Raw genomic sequence first — 15,992 nt, forward strand, 5'->3', positions numbered from 1 at the left:
ATGTGAAAAATTATTCTTATGGGTGAAATTTATTATTAGCCTTATATATCCGAGTAAGTCTTGTCATACTGAGCGGAGCGAAGGATCTGTTTTGCCATTTCCATCAAAACATCTACAGCTTGGATAGGAACATTACGGGACGCACTCATACCATTCAATCAAATTCAAGCCAGATACATGAAAAGCAGATCTTCGCTCCGTTCAGGATGACAGCACTTTGGGATTTCCAGCTTCTATTGCCCAGCCTCGCTCTTTGTAGTTGTTCCCGCGTTCCGACCCAAGCGGTCGAAATTCAGAATCGCGTTGAAGACCAGCGGATAGCTGCCGATGGTTTCGCCGCGGTAGATCGGGTTATTGGCGAAGAGCAGGACCGACCCTTTACCCAGGTGCGCTGCGACAACCGTTGCATGCTGCGCCAGCAGTTCGCCGTGGTCGAGCAGGCCGGATACCAGCAGCGAGTCTTTATCGGCAAAACGGAGGACAACCTGCGGACGCAGTTCGGCGGGGATCACATTGGGATTGTTGCGCGTCTGATCTTCGTTCAGGGGCATCGCTTCCCATGGTTTGGGATGGGGTCTCGGATCAGCCGCCATGTAGGGACGGCCTTGTGGGGTATCGGGATCGTCTGGGCCGCCGCGGCCGGTTGTGCGCTCTTCGTCGCCGCCAAGGCGTGGCCCGCGTGTGCCTCCCACGGTGTTGCTCACGTTAAAGGAAAGGCCGTCTTCGCTATAGACGGTAAGCGGCTTGCTGTAACCATTGAGGATTGGTGACTTCTGATCGACGGCTACTGTCGCGAGCAGAGTTCCAACAACTTTGAGGTTGCCATGTGTGACCACGGAAACGCCTGGCGCGAGGCCGGTGTCGATGGCGAACTGGGCCGTGTCCTGCGAGGTGATGAGCAGGCCACCCTGCTCGACGAAGTGGCGGAGGTGGTCGATGCCGCTGTAGCCGAGGCCAGGGCGCATGTCGTCGGTTGAATCGATGCGGCCGAGGTTCGGCGTGAGGTCGGTCTTCTTCCACGGCAGCTCGTTGCCCCACATCGGCAGACCTTCGATAATCTGCGGTGTGCGCGCATTGCCGACCGGCGCGAAGAGAATTACATCGTATTTCGAACGCAGGTCGTCTTCATTACTTACTGTCTGGGTGCTGATGTAATCAAACGGCACTCTGAGTTTGTCGAGCGCCTGCCGCCACCAGCCTTCGGTCTGTGTGCTGAGCCAACTGTGCATCATGGCGATGCGCGGTGTGGTTTCAGTATGCGCGGCAACGGAGGGCGCAGTGCTTACCGCTGCTGCAACCAGCCCGGTCTTTTGCAGCGCCGACTTCATGTCATTCGCGCCGGCATTTTGAATGATGAGCGATCCGGCGGGATATTGCTGACCGCTGACCGTAGTTGCCGCATCTGTAACCGATACGGTTGCATTCTTCAGCAGATAGCGGAGCGTGATCAGACCGGGATCGGCATGGTTGGCAATAAGGTAGACCGAACCTGAACCTGAAGAGCTGCCTGAATCTCCATCTTCCTTGACCGTCTGCATGGGCGCTTTCAGAATTGCGGCATCGGTAACGCGCACAGCTTCCACGCTGAAGAGCGCGGGCAGCGACCAGCCGGTATCATCATAGGGAGTTTTCTGCGGATCGTTTGGTGCCCAGTACTGGCGGTCGAGCAAGGCGTCGGCGATGCGCGAGTAGGGCTGGTCCATACGGATGACATAGCTGCCCGCGGGAAAAGTGCGCTGTTCGGTCTTCGGCTGCGGTGGCTTCGCCGAGGCATCATCTTCCTTGTTCTCGCGCTTTGGCTTGACTGGAACCGTCGCCGTGGCGGCTTCTGTCGTCCGGCTGATCTCGACATGCTGCGCGCGCAGAATGTCGAGCAACATGCGCTGGCGGTCCGGCGATTCTTCATTTGCGGATAGCACATAGGCTGCGGGGCCGGCGTCATTCGGTTTGAGAATCGAGCGCTTGCTCTTGAGATAGAAGTTGTTCAGGAAGGTCTGCCCGTTCTGCGCGAAGTAGTTGAGCGAGACCAGCAGCGCCGTCTCTTCATAGTTGTTGTTGTCGCGCTGCGACCACTTCACTTTGGGATAGGGCGGGTTCTGGCGGTACCAGGTGCGCGAGTATTCGTCCGGCGTGAGGATGCGCTCGACGGTGTCTGCCCCGCCATTCCCGAATGTCTCGTAGAGGCGGCTGATGCCGTTGTGCATTGCAGCGAGAAACATGAGGTAGCCGGGACTCCAGGTGTCGAAGTTACCGTGAGTGAAGACGCCGGGCATGCCAAACTTGGTCATCTCCTGCACGTTGTTCCAGCCGATCATCTGCCACTCGTTGGTAAGGATCGGATCAAGCCATGCGTTGTACGGCTCGTCGCCGACCGTGTTGTCGTAGAGGAACGGCACCGACTCATGCAGATCGTGCAGCACCTGTGCGTGCCAGTTGATATAAGTGTCAAGCACATTGCGCGAGAGGTTGAGGGTCAGCGTCATGGCGTCGCGGTTATTGTCGTGCGCAACGTAGTGCCCCCAGTAGACGAGGCGCGGGTAATTCTCATTCGGATGCGCCTTGTGCCACTTGTAGACATCGACCATGCGGTCGCGGCCATCGACTTCGACGACCGGCGTGATGAGCGTGATCATGTGCGTGCGAATGTACTTGATATAGGGCGAGTTATCGACGGCGAGACGATAAGCCAATTCCATAAGCGCGGTCGGCGCGCCGGTCTCAGGCGAGTGAATGGTGCCGGTAATGTAGTAGACGGGCACGGACTGCTTGACCAGCCCTTCCGCCGTGGCGTCATTCATGTTGATAGTTCGCGGATCGGCCAGCTTGGCCAGACGCGCGTCGTTTTCCTTGTAGTCCTTGAGCAGCGACTCGTCGGCCACGGCGACGGCAATCATTTCGCGGCCTTCCTCCGTGTGGCCGATGGTGAAGACCTTGACGCGCGGAGTGGCTGATTCAAGCAGGCGAAAGTAGCTATAAACGTCTTCTGCATATGGAAGAATGTCGGGCGCGCCGGAGACGTCGCCCAGCACCTTCATAGGCGTGGGCACGGTTGAGGATGCGGGCAGATAGTCGGTGAGTGGCGAATTCAGCTCAGGCAGCGTTGTGTATTTGTTGATGCGCTGCGTGTATTCCTGATCGACGGTCTGTTTTGCATCGCGGGCGTAGGTCTGGTCGATTTGCGCTGTTGCCTGCAGACAAAAGAATGCCGCGCAGAGCAGGGCTGCTCCGCGGGAAAAAGCAGAGAATGGCATCGCTGGCTCCAAATTTCAATTATGGGTACAAAGCATAGCAGACGAAATAGAGGGTGGGAGAGACGCATTCGGACCGAATTCGCAAATTGAGATTAAAGTGCGCGACTCTCGTGAAAGGAAAACCCGCAGGTCCTTCGACTCCGTTCTCTTCGGTCACTCTGCTCAGGATGACAATTTTGATTTAGCCGGTGCTTACTTCTTCTTCGACCAACGTGGAGGGTCGGGGAGGGATGATGCCGAGTTGCTCGTAGACCGGGCGCATCTCTTTGCGAATCGCTTTCATCCGCGACCAGAACCATGCCGCTCCAGCCACGCAGGCAATGCCGCTGACCATGACCGTGCGCGGCGCTCCAATGGCGTGGGCAAAGGTGCCGGCCAGCAGGCTGCCGAACGGGGCCATGCCGACGAACGCGATGGTGTAGTAGCTCATCACGCGCCCACGCTTGTCTTCCGGCACCAGCGTCTGGATGATGGTGTTGCTCGCGGTCATGCCTTGCATCATGCCGAATCCGGTGACTAGCATGAGCAGCAATGACAGCCACTGCCAACTGGAATAGCCGAAACTGACAAGGCCAATGCCAAAGATGGCGGCAGCTATCGGGATCATCTTTAGGAGACCGCGAACGGATTTGCGGACGACAAGAGAAAGCGCTGAAATGAGCGCGCCGACGCCGAGCGCCGCCATCAGGAATCCAAGTGTGTGTGGGCCGCCATGCAGAACCTGCGCCGCAAAAACGGGCATGAGCACAACGAAGGGCATGCCCATAAGGCTAAGAAGCGCGAAGAGCAAAAGGATGATGCGGATGGGGACAAAGGTCGAGACGTAGGCCCAGCCTTCTTTCAACTGTTCCACCATCGATGCGGCATGACGCTTTATGTTGCCGATCTCAGCGGGCATCAGCAGCAATGAGATGATGACAGCGATATAGCTGACACCGTCGATAAGGAAGCACCAGCCTTCATTAGTGGCTGCGATGACGAGACCGGCGAGCGACGGTCCGACCAGGCGTGCGAGGTTTACCATCGATGAGTTGATGGCGATGGCATTTGACAGGTCACCACGGTCTTCAACCATCTGCACCATGAAGGCCTGCCGCCCGGGCATGTCGAATGCGTTGATCATTCCCTGAAAGACGCTCAACCAGAGCACTTCATGAATATTGATAACGCGCGTAAGTGTGAGCGCGGCGAGCGCCAGAGATTGCAGCATCGCAAGGGCCTGTGTCCAAATGAGCACCTTGCGGCGGTCCAGGCGGTCAACCAGCACCCCTGCGAAAGGAGCGAGCAGAAACGTCGGGATCTGCCCGGCGAAGCTGACGGTGCCCAGCAACAATGCCGATTTCGTGAGCCGATAGACGAGCCACGCGGTGGCGATGCGCGTCATCCATGTGCCAATGAGCGAGATGCTCTGGCCGCCAAAGAACAGGCGGAAATTACGATGGCGCAGCGCCCGCCAAGCGTGCGAGTAGTCGCGCGACGACGCCGGCTGTTCCGGGTCTATTTTTTCTTCTGTGTTGAGCGGCATTCGCTGAGAGGTATTTTAGCTAGCTCTATATTCTTCGATGCTGTGGCCTCTTAAACGATGCCGGCATGGAGTTGCTCGGCAGATTTATTTCCAGGTGCCATAGCTGGTAAAGCTCCTCGGTCAAGCCCGCCATGCGCATGGTCTTTGTCATGGCGGCAAGTTGCGATTGTCGCGCGTCATCCGTCTGTGCTTGTGCCAAGGGAGCAAGGGTATGATGGCGCAGGCGAAGATATGTTTCGGGCCAAACGCCATCAGCCCTTACTTACCGGAAATTCATTCGGGAAATATCGTACAAGCGTCGAGACTCTAGAGCCAAAACCTGCTAAAATCTATTGAATCCACTCCATGGAGAAGCGATGCAGGCGATCCTTGCGCTCGAAGACGGGCGCATCTTCCGCGGCGAAGGCTACGGCGCCAAAGGTGAGTGCTACGGCGAAGTCGTTTTCAATACATCGTTAACCGGCTATCAGGAAATCTTCACTGATCCTTCCTATGCCGGACAGATTGTCGTTCTCACCAACCCGCAGATCGGCAATTACGGGACCAATTCCGCTGACAACGAAGCCAATAAGCCTTATATCGAAGGTCTGGTTACGCGCGAGTTCTCGCCCATCAGCTCGAACTGGCGCTCGCAGCAGGTAGCCGACGAATATCTGGAGCGCTTCAACGTACCTGTTATTTCGGACATCGACACCCGCGCTCTTGTCCGTCACCTGCGCACAAATGGCGTGATGCGCGGCGTTATCTCGTCGATTGAAACCGATCCCGACCTGCTGGTACAGAAGGCCCGCTCCATCCGCAAGATGGATGGGACTGATCTCGCCAGCGTCGTCAGCACCAAAGCCCGCTATCAGTGGGAGCAGGACGGCCCTGATCCCCTTGAATCCGACGAGCCTGCAATTGTAAAACCGCGCCCTGATCTCCACGTTGTCGCTTACGACTACGGCATCAAGAAAAACATTCTGCGCATGTTGGCGGACGAAGGCTGCCGCGTGACCGTCGTTCCGGCGCAGACTTCTGCCGAAGACGTGCTGGGATTGAACCCAGACGGAATCTTCCTCTCGAATGGTCCCGGCGACCCCGAACCCGTCACCTACGCGCAGGAGAATATTCGCAAGCTGGCAGGCCGCAAACCGATCTTCGGAATCTGCCTCGGGCATCAGCTCATCGGTCTCGCTCTTGGCGGCAAGACGTACAAGCTCAAGTTCGGCCATCACGGCGGAAACCATCCGGTGAAGCAGATGCATACCGGCAAAGTGGAAATTACTGCACACAACCACAACTTCGCCGTCGATCCCGATTCAATCAACGCCAACGAAGTCAATCTAACTCACATCGACCTGAACGACAACACGCTCGAGGGACTGCGCCACAAGTCGCTGCCGCTCTTCAGCGTCCAGTACCACCCGGAAGCCAGTCCCGGCCCGCACGACTCGCACTATCTCTTCCGCGACTTCAGGAAGATGATGGAGGAATTTAAGAAGTGAAGCGGCGGGCTTTGAGTCCCGCCATTTTTTTGAACAAGATTTCAGATTTAGAGGGCAGCTGATAAACGATGCCACGCAGGAATGACATCACCAAGATTCTCGTGATCGGCTCCGGCCCGATCGTCATCGGCCAGTCCGCCGAGTTCGACTACTCCGGCACGCAGGCGTGCAAGGCACTCAGGCAGGAAGGCTATGAGGTGGTGCTGGTGAACTCGAACCCGGCCACCATCATGACCGACCCCGAGCTTGCCGACCGCACCTACATCGAGCCGCTCACGCGCGAGTATGTCGAAGAGATCATCCGCATCGAGTCGCAAATGCTCCACGACGAGGGCCGCACCGGCAAGTTCGCCCTGCTGCCGACCGTTGGTGGTCAGACGGCGCTCAATCTTGCTGTCGATCTCGCCGACTCGGGCATTCTCGATAAATACGATGTTGAACTGATCGGCGCGAAGCTCGAAGCCATCAAGAAGGCGGAAGACCGTCTCCTCTTCAAGGATGCGATGACGCGCATCGGCCTCGACCTGCCGAAATCTGCGCTGGTAAACAACATTCGCGACGGCCTCGAGTTCGCAAGCAAAATTGGCTTCCCGGTCATCATCCGACCATCGTTCACGCTCGGCGGCTCCGGCGGCGGCATCGCCTACAACCGCGAAGAGCTGATGGAAATTCTCGCTCGCGGACTCGACCTCTCTCCTGTCCACGAATGCCTGATTGAAGAATCCGTGCTTGGCTGGAAGGAATTCGAGCTCGAGGTGATGCGCGACCTTGCTGACAACGTCATCATTGTCTGCTCCATCGAGAACATGGACCCGATGGGCGTTCACACCGGCGACTCGATCACCGTCGCGCCCGCGCAGACGCTCACCGACCGCGAATACCAGAGAATGCGCACCGCGGCCATCGCCGTCATGCGTGAAATCGGCGTCGAGACCGGCGGATCAAACGTCCAGTTTGCCGTGCATCCCATGACAGGTCGCATGACGGTCATCGAGATGAATCCGCGCGTCTCGCGCTCTTCTGCTCTTGCGTCGAAAGCAACAGGTTTCCCCATTGCGAAGATCGCAGCCAAGCTCGCCGTCGGCTACACGCTCGACGAGATTCCGAACGACATCACCAAGATGACTCCGGCCTGCTTCGAGCCGACCATCGATTACGTCGTCACCAAAATCCCCAAGTGGCAATTTGAAAAATTCCCCGGCGCCGATGAAAATCTTGGCCCGCAGATGAAGTCCGTCGGGGAAGTGATGGCCATTGGCCGCACCTTCAAAGAATCGCTGATGAAGGCCCTGCGCTCACTCGAAACCGGCAAAAAGACAGGGAGCGAAGTGCTTGATCCGCGCCGCCTGACGCAGATGCTGGTCACGCCCAAGCCTGACCGGCTCGACTACATCCGCTTCGCCTTCCGCCGCGGCCTGAGCGTGCGTGAAGTAGCTCGCATGACCTCGATGGATCCGTGGTTTCTCTACCACGTCAAGGAAGTGACAGACACGATTGCAGCGCTGGCCGAGTTCAACACGTCTAGTGTGTCACCAGAACTGTTACGAAAGGCGAAGCGCCAGGGCGTATCCGACGAACGCATCGCCTCCGTTTGGGGCCTGCAAGGACATGAAGGCATCGCGCAGGTGCGTCAACTCCGCTATCGACATGGCGTGAAGCCCGTCTTCAAACTCGTCGATACCTGCGCCGCTGAGTTCGAGAGCATGACGCCGTATCTCTACTCAACCTACGACGAGGAAGACGAAGCCGCTCCAACCGCGAAGCGCAAAGTCATCATTCTTGGCAGCGGCCCCAACCGCATCGGGCAGGGAATTGAGTTCGATTACTGCTGCTGCCATGCCGCCTTCGCACTTAAGGAAGACGACTATGAGACGATCATGGTCAACTGCAACCCCGAGACCGTCTCCACCGACTACGACACCAGCGACCGCCTCTATTTCGAGCCGCTAACTCTCGAAGACGTGCTTGCCATCTACGAGCATGAGTCCTCAGGCGGCGCCGAAGTCGGGATGATCGTGCAGTTCGGAGGGCAGACGCCGCTCAACCTCGCGCTGCGTCTCAAGGCCGCAGGCGTGCCCATCCTCGGAACATCGCCTGAATCCATCGACCTCGCTGAAGACCGCAAGCGTTTCGGAAAACTGCTCGAAGATCTCGAAATCCCGCAACCACCGGGCGCAATGGCTACCAGCGTCGAAGAAGCCCTCGAAGGAGCGGAGCGCATCGGCTACCCGGTGCTCGTGCGCCCTTCGTATGTGCTTGGCGGCCGCGCCATGGTCATCGCCTATGACAATCAGGCCGTTTCGCACTATATGCGAGAGGCCGTCGAGTATTCGCAGGAACGTCCTGTGCTTATCGACCACTTCCTCGAAGACGCGGTCGAAGTCGATGTGGACGCCCTCTGCGATGGCAAAGACGTGGTCATCGCCGGAATCATGCAGCACATTGAAGAGGCCGGCATTCACTCCGGCGACTCGTCTTGCGTGCTGCCTGCAGTCGATCTCGCGCCTGCGGTGCTCGACACCATCCGCGCTTACGCACGCAAGCTTGCGCTGGCGCTGAACGTCGTCGGTCTCGTGAATCTGCAATTCGCCATCCAGCGCGACAAGGTCTTCGTCATCGAAGTCAATCCGCGTGCCTCGCGCACCGTCCCATATGTCTCAAAGGCAACAGGAATCCCGCTGGCAAAGATTGCCTCGCGCCTGATGACGGGCCGCAAGCTGCGCGAGTTGCTGCCGGAGCAGGTTGCAAGGGGCAGGGACCTCGAAACTGGCACGCACTATTTCGTCAAGTCGCCAGTCTTCCCATGGAACAAATTCCCCGGCGTTGACACCGTGCTCGGCCCAGAGATGAAGTCCACCGGCGAAGTGATGGGTGTGGCTGACAACTTTGGCGAAGCCTTTGCCAAGGCGCAGCTTTCCGCTGGTCTGCATCTGCCGCTCAAGGGGACGGTGTTTATCAGTGTGAACGACCGCGATAAGCAGCAACTCGTCGATCTCTCTCGCCAATATGTCGAACTGGGTTTCCACCTCGTTGCCACCGAAGGGACAGCAGATGTAATCGAAAAAGCCGGCATGGTGGTAGAGCGCGTCTACAAAGTAAAGGAAGGCCGCCCGAATGTCGTGGACTTGATCAAAGGCGAGCGCATCCAGCTCATCCTGAACACGCCGCACGGTCAGGACCCCTTCTTCGATGAAAAGGCTATCCGCCGCGCCGCTGTCCTGCAACGCATCCCGACCATCACCACCATTGCCGCGGCCCGCGCCGCTGCCGGAGGTATCCAGGCGTTGCAGAAGCACACCACCCAGGTAAACGCGCTGCAGCATCTGCACGCGCAGCAGGAAGCTGTGAAGTAGGCAACGGCCTGCTCCCACATCTCTCTTTGAGATGTGGGGCACCCAGGCACAATATTTAATGCCTTCTTTGGTCCATATGCTAAGGTTGCCTTCGGGAGTCATCGCATTCGCATGAGGTGGTTCGGCATCGCACTGGCGGCAGCCATCAGCATTTACCCGCTCGCGGCCAGAGCGCAGGCCACCCCAGCGCCGCAGGCCACTATTGACCAGGGCCTCGCCCAATTAAAGAACAACCAGCCGCAGCAGGCGCTTTCCACATTCCAGCAACTTCTGCAGGCGAACCCCAAAGATGTGGCGACGAATCTGTACGCGGCGGATGCTGCTCTTCAGCTATATAAAGGCGATCTTGCCGTGCAGTATGCCGAGAAGGCCCACCAGCTCGATCCAAATAACTGGAAAGTGCATACCACTCTCGTTGTGGCGTACTCGGTGGCCGACCGTCCCATACAGCGCAATGCTGAGCGCGAATTGCTGCACAAGCTGCACGCCGACCCCAACGCGAAGGACGCAATGGAGTCAAACGGCTTTCTCGTCGATATGTTTCCGGTGAAGCAATACCGCATCGAAGCGGTCGAATTTTTTCAGCCGCTCGGCAAGTTCCACATCTACTACCGGTTCATCATTCGCAACCAGCAGGGAAGGCGCGTGTGGACCATCAACGCCGAGAGTAATGACTTCGACGAAAAATCATGGGAGCAGGCGCACCCGCAAAAAGCTGCCGACGGCGAGCGCCAATTCCAGGTGACTGGTGAAGGCAATGATAAGCACGTTGACTACCGCATGTTTTCCGGTAAGCCTGTCTATGATGGAGTAAAGGCGCAGGTACTCCAGATTCTCAATGCGCAGACTATGCCATTTCCCGGCGAAACCTCGTAAGCTCTCTGCGGCACCCGGCGCACCCTCAGCTTCTTCTGCGGTGTGCGTTTGTCTCGGCGATAGTCTTAAAATAAGGCCATGTTGTTAGAAGGCATCTTCGCCGCCATCACCACTCCGTTTTATCCCGACGGGCGTCTCTATCCCCGCAAGCTCGAACACAACGTCGACCGCTATTCCCGTACTCCTATTGCTGGCCTCGTCGTGCTCGGTTCTACGGGTGAGGCTGTCATGCTCGGCGATGAGGAGACGCGAGAAGTTCTGCGCGTGGCGCGTGAATCTGCTGCCCCGGAAAAAGTCTTGCTTGCTGGCGTTGCCCGCGAAAGCGCTCTCGAAACTATCAAGCTCGCGGAGTTCGCCGCCGCACAGAACTATGATGTCGCTTTGGTGCGCACGCCCAACTATTACAGCCCGCAGATGCGTCCGCTTGAAATGCTCACATACTATCGCATGGTTGCCGACCATTCGCCGCTGCCGGTCATGCTCTACAGCATCCCCAAGTTCACGCATTACGACTTGCCGCTGGAGATCATCGCCGAGCTCGCGCAGCATTCGAACATCATTGGCATCAAGGACTCAAGCGGCAACCTCGACCGTCTCAAAAAACTCGTCGCTGCTACCCGCTCCGCACCTAAACGCTCAACCGCGGTTACAAATGTTTTCACAGCGTTTACAAGCCGCATGATGCTCGACCAGCCGCTCGAGCCATCCACATTCGTCCCCGTAGACATCCTCGGAACGAATGTCACGGCCATCGCTGTTCCTCCACCAAAACCGAAAGTTGCAACGCGCACCAAAGAAGTCGGCTTTCAAATTTTGAGCGGCTCCGCCGACACGTTCAAAGACGCACTCGATGCCGGAGTAGCCGGTGGCGTGCTGGCTTTTGCTGGTTTTGCTCCGCAGGCCAGCCAGGAAATCTACACCGCATGGAAAGACAACGATCCGAAGCTTGCAGCGGAAAAGCAGCAGCGCATCGTGGAAGCGTCGCGCATAGTTTGCGGGCAGTACAGCATCCCCGGCATAAAGTTCGCCTGCGATCTCAATGGCTACTATGGCGGACGCCCGCGTCTTCCGCTTCTGCCCCTGAATGCTGAAGAGCAGGCGCGTGTTACGAAACTAATGACAGACCTGCGAAATTAAACTTCATCGAGCGCAGCTTAGATGGTGATATTTACCACTTAGTGTTCAAATTTTCCGTTGAGGGACGCAAAACCCGGCTTCATCACCTCACGCGTCTATAATGGAGGGTGAAAGATCACATCTTTCCACCTCCACTCGAAGGGAACCTCGCCCAATGGCGACAGGAGACGTTGCGCTTGGCCGTCAGGCCGCTGGCGCATCAGTACAGGACGCGTCCAAACGCGTTATCAATGACTTCAGCATCCAGGTAGCAACCGTCAACGGATCAGGCTCGCAGTCCGCCAACAGCGTTCTGCTCAAGAGCATCTTCGGCATGGGAATCCCGGTCAGCGGCAAAAACCTCTTTCCGTCCAACATCGCCGGCCTGCCCACCTGGTACACCATTCGCGCCAGCAAATATGGCTATATTGCGCGCAAAAAGGAAATCGACGTCCTCGTTGCGATGAACCCGGAGACGGCAAAGGATGATATCCTCTCGCTGCCCGCTGGAGCGGTTGCCATTTACGAAGAGGCCGCGAACCTCGCCCAGTATCGCAACGACGTCATCTGTTATCCGGTTCCGTTCGATAAGCTGACCGCCGCAGTGTGTCCTGAAGCGCGCCTGCGCAAGCTGGTCAAGAACATGATTTATGTCGGCGTCGTCGGCAAGCTCTTGTCATTCGACATGGCCGCCGTTGAGGACGCGCTGCGCCGCCAGTTCGCCAAGAAGCAGAAGGCCGCCGACCTGAACTGGGCTGCTGTGCAGGCAGGCTATAACTATGCCGCCGAGTCGCTGACCAAGCATGATCCGTATGTGCTCGAGCGCATGCACGCGACCGATGGCAAGATCATCATCGACGGCAACGCCGCCGCTGCGCTCGGCGCGATGTTTGCCGGCGTCACGGTCGTGACCTGGTATCCGATTACGCCGTCATCGTCAGTGGTCGAACAGCTTATTGATTACCTGAAGAAATACCGCGTTGAGCCGGACGGCAAAGCTACCTTCGCCGTAGTACAGGCAGAAGACGAACTTGCTGCTGTTGGCATGGTGCTCGGCGCAGGCTGGGCTGGCGCTCGTTCCATGACAGCAACATCCGGCCCCGGCATTTCGCTCATGGCGGAGTTCGTTGGTCTTGGCTACTTCTCCGAGTTGCCCGGTGTCATCTTCGACATTCAGCGTGTAGGCCCATCCACTGGCTTGCCAACACGGACCGCGCAAGCCGATCTGCTCTCCATCGCATATCTTTCGCATGGCGACACGAAGCACGTCATCCTGATTCCCAGCAGCGTGAAGGAGTGTTTCGAGTTCAGCATTGCAGCCTTCGATTTGGCTGAGCGGCTGCAGACGCCCATCTTCGTTCTCAGCGATCTCGATCTCGGCATGAACAACTGGATGTCCGAGCCCTTTGACTATCCGGAAAAACCCCTCGACCGCGGCAAGGTCCTGACGGCGGAAGACCTCAAGCGTCTGGGCGAGTTTGCCCGTTACAAAGACGTGGACGGTGATGCAATTCCGTTTCGCACGCTTCCTGGCACCGACCACCCCAAGGCCGCATACTTCACGCGTGGCAGCGGCCACAACGAGAAGGCCCTCTACACTGAGCGCCCGGATGACTACCTGAACCTGATGGAGCGCCTGAACCGCAAGTTTGAAACCGCGCGCACCCTGGTTCCGCGTCCTATCGTTGTTCAGACAGGAAAATCGAAGGTCGGCATCATCGCCTTCGGCACATCCGACTTTGCCGTGCTCGAAAGCCGCGATCAGCTCAAGAAGGAATACGGCGTCGAGACCGACTACATCCGCATCCGCGCCTTCCCCTTCACCAGCGAAGTGCACGAGTTCGTTGCCTCGCATGAGCTCGTCTACATCGTCGAGCAGAACCGCGATGCGCAGATGTTGAGCCTGCTCAAACTCGACCTTCCCGCGGAAGACGCCGTGAAGCTGCGCTCTATCCGCCACTTCAATGGGCTTCCAATCGACGCGCGTTCCGTCACCGATGAGTTCGTGCTGCAGGAGGAGATCTAACCATGGCCACGACCACCGCAACACCCACTCCCGCGCCGAAAGTAAACCGTCTCGGTCTGCCCATTCTCGAGTATCGCGGCGGCAAGACCACGCTCTGCGCTGGCTGCGGCCACAACGCCATTTCCGAGCGTATCATCGACGCGCTCTACGAAATGGGTGTGCAGCCTGAGCGTGTCATGAAACTCTCCGGTATCGGCTGCTCCTCCAAGAGTCCCGCCTACTTCCTGTCGCGCGCGCACAGCTTCAACAGTGTCCACGGACGTATGCCATCCATCGCTACCGGCGCGCTGCTGGCGAACAAAACCATGACCGCGCTCGGCGTCTCCGGCGATGGCGATACTGCTTCGATCGGCGTGGGTCAGTTCGTGCACCTCATGCGCCGCAACCTGCCGCTCATCTACATCATTGAGGACAATGGCGTCTACGGTCTCACCAAAGGCCAGTTCTCAGCAACTGCCGATATTGGCTCGAAGCTCAAGACCGGCGTCATCAACGACCTTCCGGCTATCGACACATGCTCCCTTGCTGTCCAGTTGGGCGCGACCTTCGTAGGCCGCTCCTTTTCTGGCGACAAGAAGCAGCTTCTTGCCATGCTGAAGGCGGCCATCGCGCATAAGGGCACGGTGATGCTCGATATTATCTCGCCCTGCGTCACTTTCAACGACCACGAAGGCTCGACCAAGAGTTACAAGTACATGCAGGAGCACGAAGAGGCGATCACCGAAGTCGGATTCGTGCCGCACTTCGAGGACATTGCCATCGATTACGATCCCGGCTCAACCTATGATGTGACCATGCACGACGGCTCGCACCTGCGTCTGCGCAAACTGCACGAAAGCTACAACCCCACCGACCGCGTCTCCGCCGTCAAGGCCCTGATGGAAGCGCACGAAAAGGGAGAAGTCCTCACCGGCGTCTTCTACATTGACACGCAGAAGCCCAGCTTCACCAATCTGCTCAACCTCGTCGACGAGCCTTTGGCCACGCTGCCGCAGGAACGCGTGCGCCCCTCAAAGCAGGTGCTCGACGAGATTATGGCCAAGTTAAAGTAAGGCTATTGGCAAGGAAAACAAAAGCCTCGCGTGTATCGCGGGGCTTCTGTTTTCTCCGATGAATCTACTGGACTGCCGGCAACTGTCCGGAAAATCGTCTCCGCATCTGCGCTGCATACCGGATGTCCCCATCCGCTTGTGCTCACCCCAATGGCAAATCCCGGCTGCGTCATGATGTCATAGACAATGTTGTCCGGACGGCTTTTATCCGGCCCTACGCCCGCGGGAACAAAATCCAGATTAAGATAGTGTCGCGTCCGCCAGGCGATGTTGTGATCGGCGCACGATGAATCCCCGCTGACGCCTATCGCACCATAAGCTGTTTCGATTGGTTGTATAGCGCCAGTCCTCCGCCAAAAACGTTCACACCGCCAATCTTGAACCCGATCATTGGATCGTTCGACTGCCCATTGTTGGCCGAATTCCCGCCATAGGCCACACCTGTATCTACCGGATTGCTGTGCTGCAACCCATAGAGACTTCCGCCCGGCTGTGTAGCGCTATAGAGATCAGCTGTCGAGAGCGCCAGTCCTGGCAGACTGAATGCATTCGCCGTGTTTGCCTTCTGTGCTGAGATCACGCGGCTTCCCGGCCACTGGTCGCCGCGATTGTTACCGGTAAACGCAACCGCGCAAACCACGCCGTCGCGATTGACAACCGTGGCCCACATATTGAGGCCAAAGCCTCCATTCTGCTGTGACTGCGCCTTTGAAAGCGCCATGCGCAGTGCGTTGTGTGAGGGAAGCTGTCGGCAGGCCGAACTCGAGTCGTTATCGTTGTCGCCTGCATATGCAAGCATGATCTGGCAGCCGAACAGAACCACGGTCAGCGCCACAAGGGTCTTCAAAAATCCGCTTCGTTTCATAGCGGTCTTCCTTTCTTAATGATGAGTTTTTAGGGGAGTATTAGCAGGTGGGCCCGGTTCCGTGCGAAACAGTATCACAGGGTCAGGCCGCTGTCACGCGGGATTGGAGAACGCATGAGGCTATTGCAGCAGGTTCAGCTATTGCCGTAGACAGGAATTGCAGCGCCGTGAACAACAGCAGCGTCATCACTGCACAGGAACAGAATGACTCGCGCGATCTCTTCCGGCTTGGGCCATTTAGTGAAGTCGGCATCCGGCATTGCCGCGCGGTTCGCCTTGGTATCAATAATGCTGGGCAAAATCGAATTCACGCGAACGCCTGTGCCGTTCAAGTCCGCTGCAAGCGAATCCATCATCGCCACAGCTGCGGCCTTTGAAGAGGCATAGGCCGAAGCACCCGCGGCATGATCGATCGCGGCTTTGGCAGCAATGTTCACAATC

Annotated in this window: 10 protein-coding genes; 6 read left to right on the top strand and 4 right to left on the bottom strand. The window is 57.6% G+C overall.

The annotated features are described in order from the left end of the window. Nucleotides 1–233 precede the first annotated feature (233 nt). Nucleotides 234–3,251, bottom strand: coding sequence for a M14 family zinc carboxypeptidase (locus VEV40_RS04945; protein ID WP_324830591.1), 3,018 nt, complete (start codon nt 3,249–3,251; stop codon nt 234–236). Nucleotides 3,252–3,432: 181 nt separating this feature from the next. Next, entirely contained in the window at nt 3,433–4,776 is a 1,344-nt protein-coding gene (locus tag VEV40_RS04950) for an MFS transporter (protein WP_324830592.1), read from the bottom strand. Between the two features lie 356 nt (nt 4,777–5,132). Here VEV40_RS04950 and carA point away from each other — a divergent pair, with 356 nt between their 5' ends. From carA to VEV40_RS04980, 6 genes are all read left to right on the top strand, one after another. Further along, nucleotides 5,133–6,263 carry a glutamine-hydrolyzing carbamoyl-phosphate synthase small subunit gene (gene carA / locus VEV40_RS04955; RefSeq protein WP_324830594.1) on the top strand — a complete coding sequence of 377 codons (1,131 nt, stop codon included), beginning with the start codon at nt 5,133–5,135 and terminating at the stop codon, nt 6,261–6,263. Nucleotides 6,264–6,331: 68 nt separating this feature from the next. Beyond that, a complete protein-coding gene (gene carB / locus VEV40_RS04960) occupies nt 6,332–9,616 on the top strand; it encodes a carbamoyl-phosphate synthase large subunit (RefSeq protein WP_324830596.1) in 3,285 nt (1,094 codons plus the stop codon). 111 nt (nt 9,617–9,727) lie between these two features. Beyond that, the gene (locus tag VEV40_RS04965) at nt 9,728–10,492 is read left to right on the top strand and encodes a hypothetical protein (RefSeq protein ID WP_324830597.1); all 765 of its coding nucleotides are present in this window, start codon (nt 9,728–9,730) and stop codon (nt 10,490–10,492) included. A 78-nt stretch (nt 10,493–10,570) separates the two neighbouring features. Continuing rightward, a complete protein-coding gene (locus tag VEV40_RS04970; RefSeq protein ID WP_324830598.1) occupies nt 10,571–11,629 on the top strand; it encodes a dihydrodipicolinate synthase family protein in 1,059 nt (352 codons plus the stop codon). A 154-nt stretch (nt 11,630–11,783) separates the two neighbouring features. Continuing rightward, complete coding sequence (locus VEV40_RS04975; protein WP_324830599.1) at nt 11,784–13,634, top strand: 2-oxoacid:acceptor oxidoreductase subunit alpha; 1,851 nt, start codon at nt 11,784–11,786, stop codon at nt 13,632–13,634. Between the two features lie 2 nt (nt 13,635–13,636). Then, nucleotides 13,637–14,686, top strand: a complete 1,050-nt coding sequence (locus tag VEV40_RS04980; protein ID WP_324830601.1) for a 2-oxoacid:ferredoxin oxidoreductase subunit beta — start codon at nt 13,637–13,639, stop codon at nt 14,684–14,686. Nucleotides 14,687–14,990: 304 nt separating this feature from the next. Here the strand turns inward: VEV40_RS04980 and VEV40_RS04985 are convergent, their stop codons facing one another. Further along, the gene (locus VEV40_RS04985; protein WP_324830602.1) at nt 14,991–15,551 is read right to left on the bottom strand and encodes a hypothetical protein; all 561 of its coding nucleotides are present in this window, start codon (nt 15,549–15,551) and stop codon (nt 14,991–14,993) included. 134 nt (nt 15,552–15,685) lie between these two features. Beyond that, nucleotides 15,686–15,992, bottom strand: a 307-nt coding sequence (locus tag VEV40_RS04990) for an SDR family oxidoreductase (protein WP_324830603.1), incomplete at its 5' end; no start/stop codon positions are given.

This window comes from Alloacidobacterium sp. (assembly GCF_035631355.1).
GTDB lineage: Bacteria > Acidobacteriota > Terriglobia > Terriglobales > Acidobacteriaceae > Alloacidobacterium.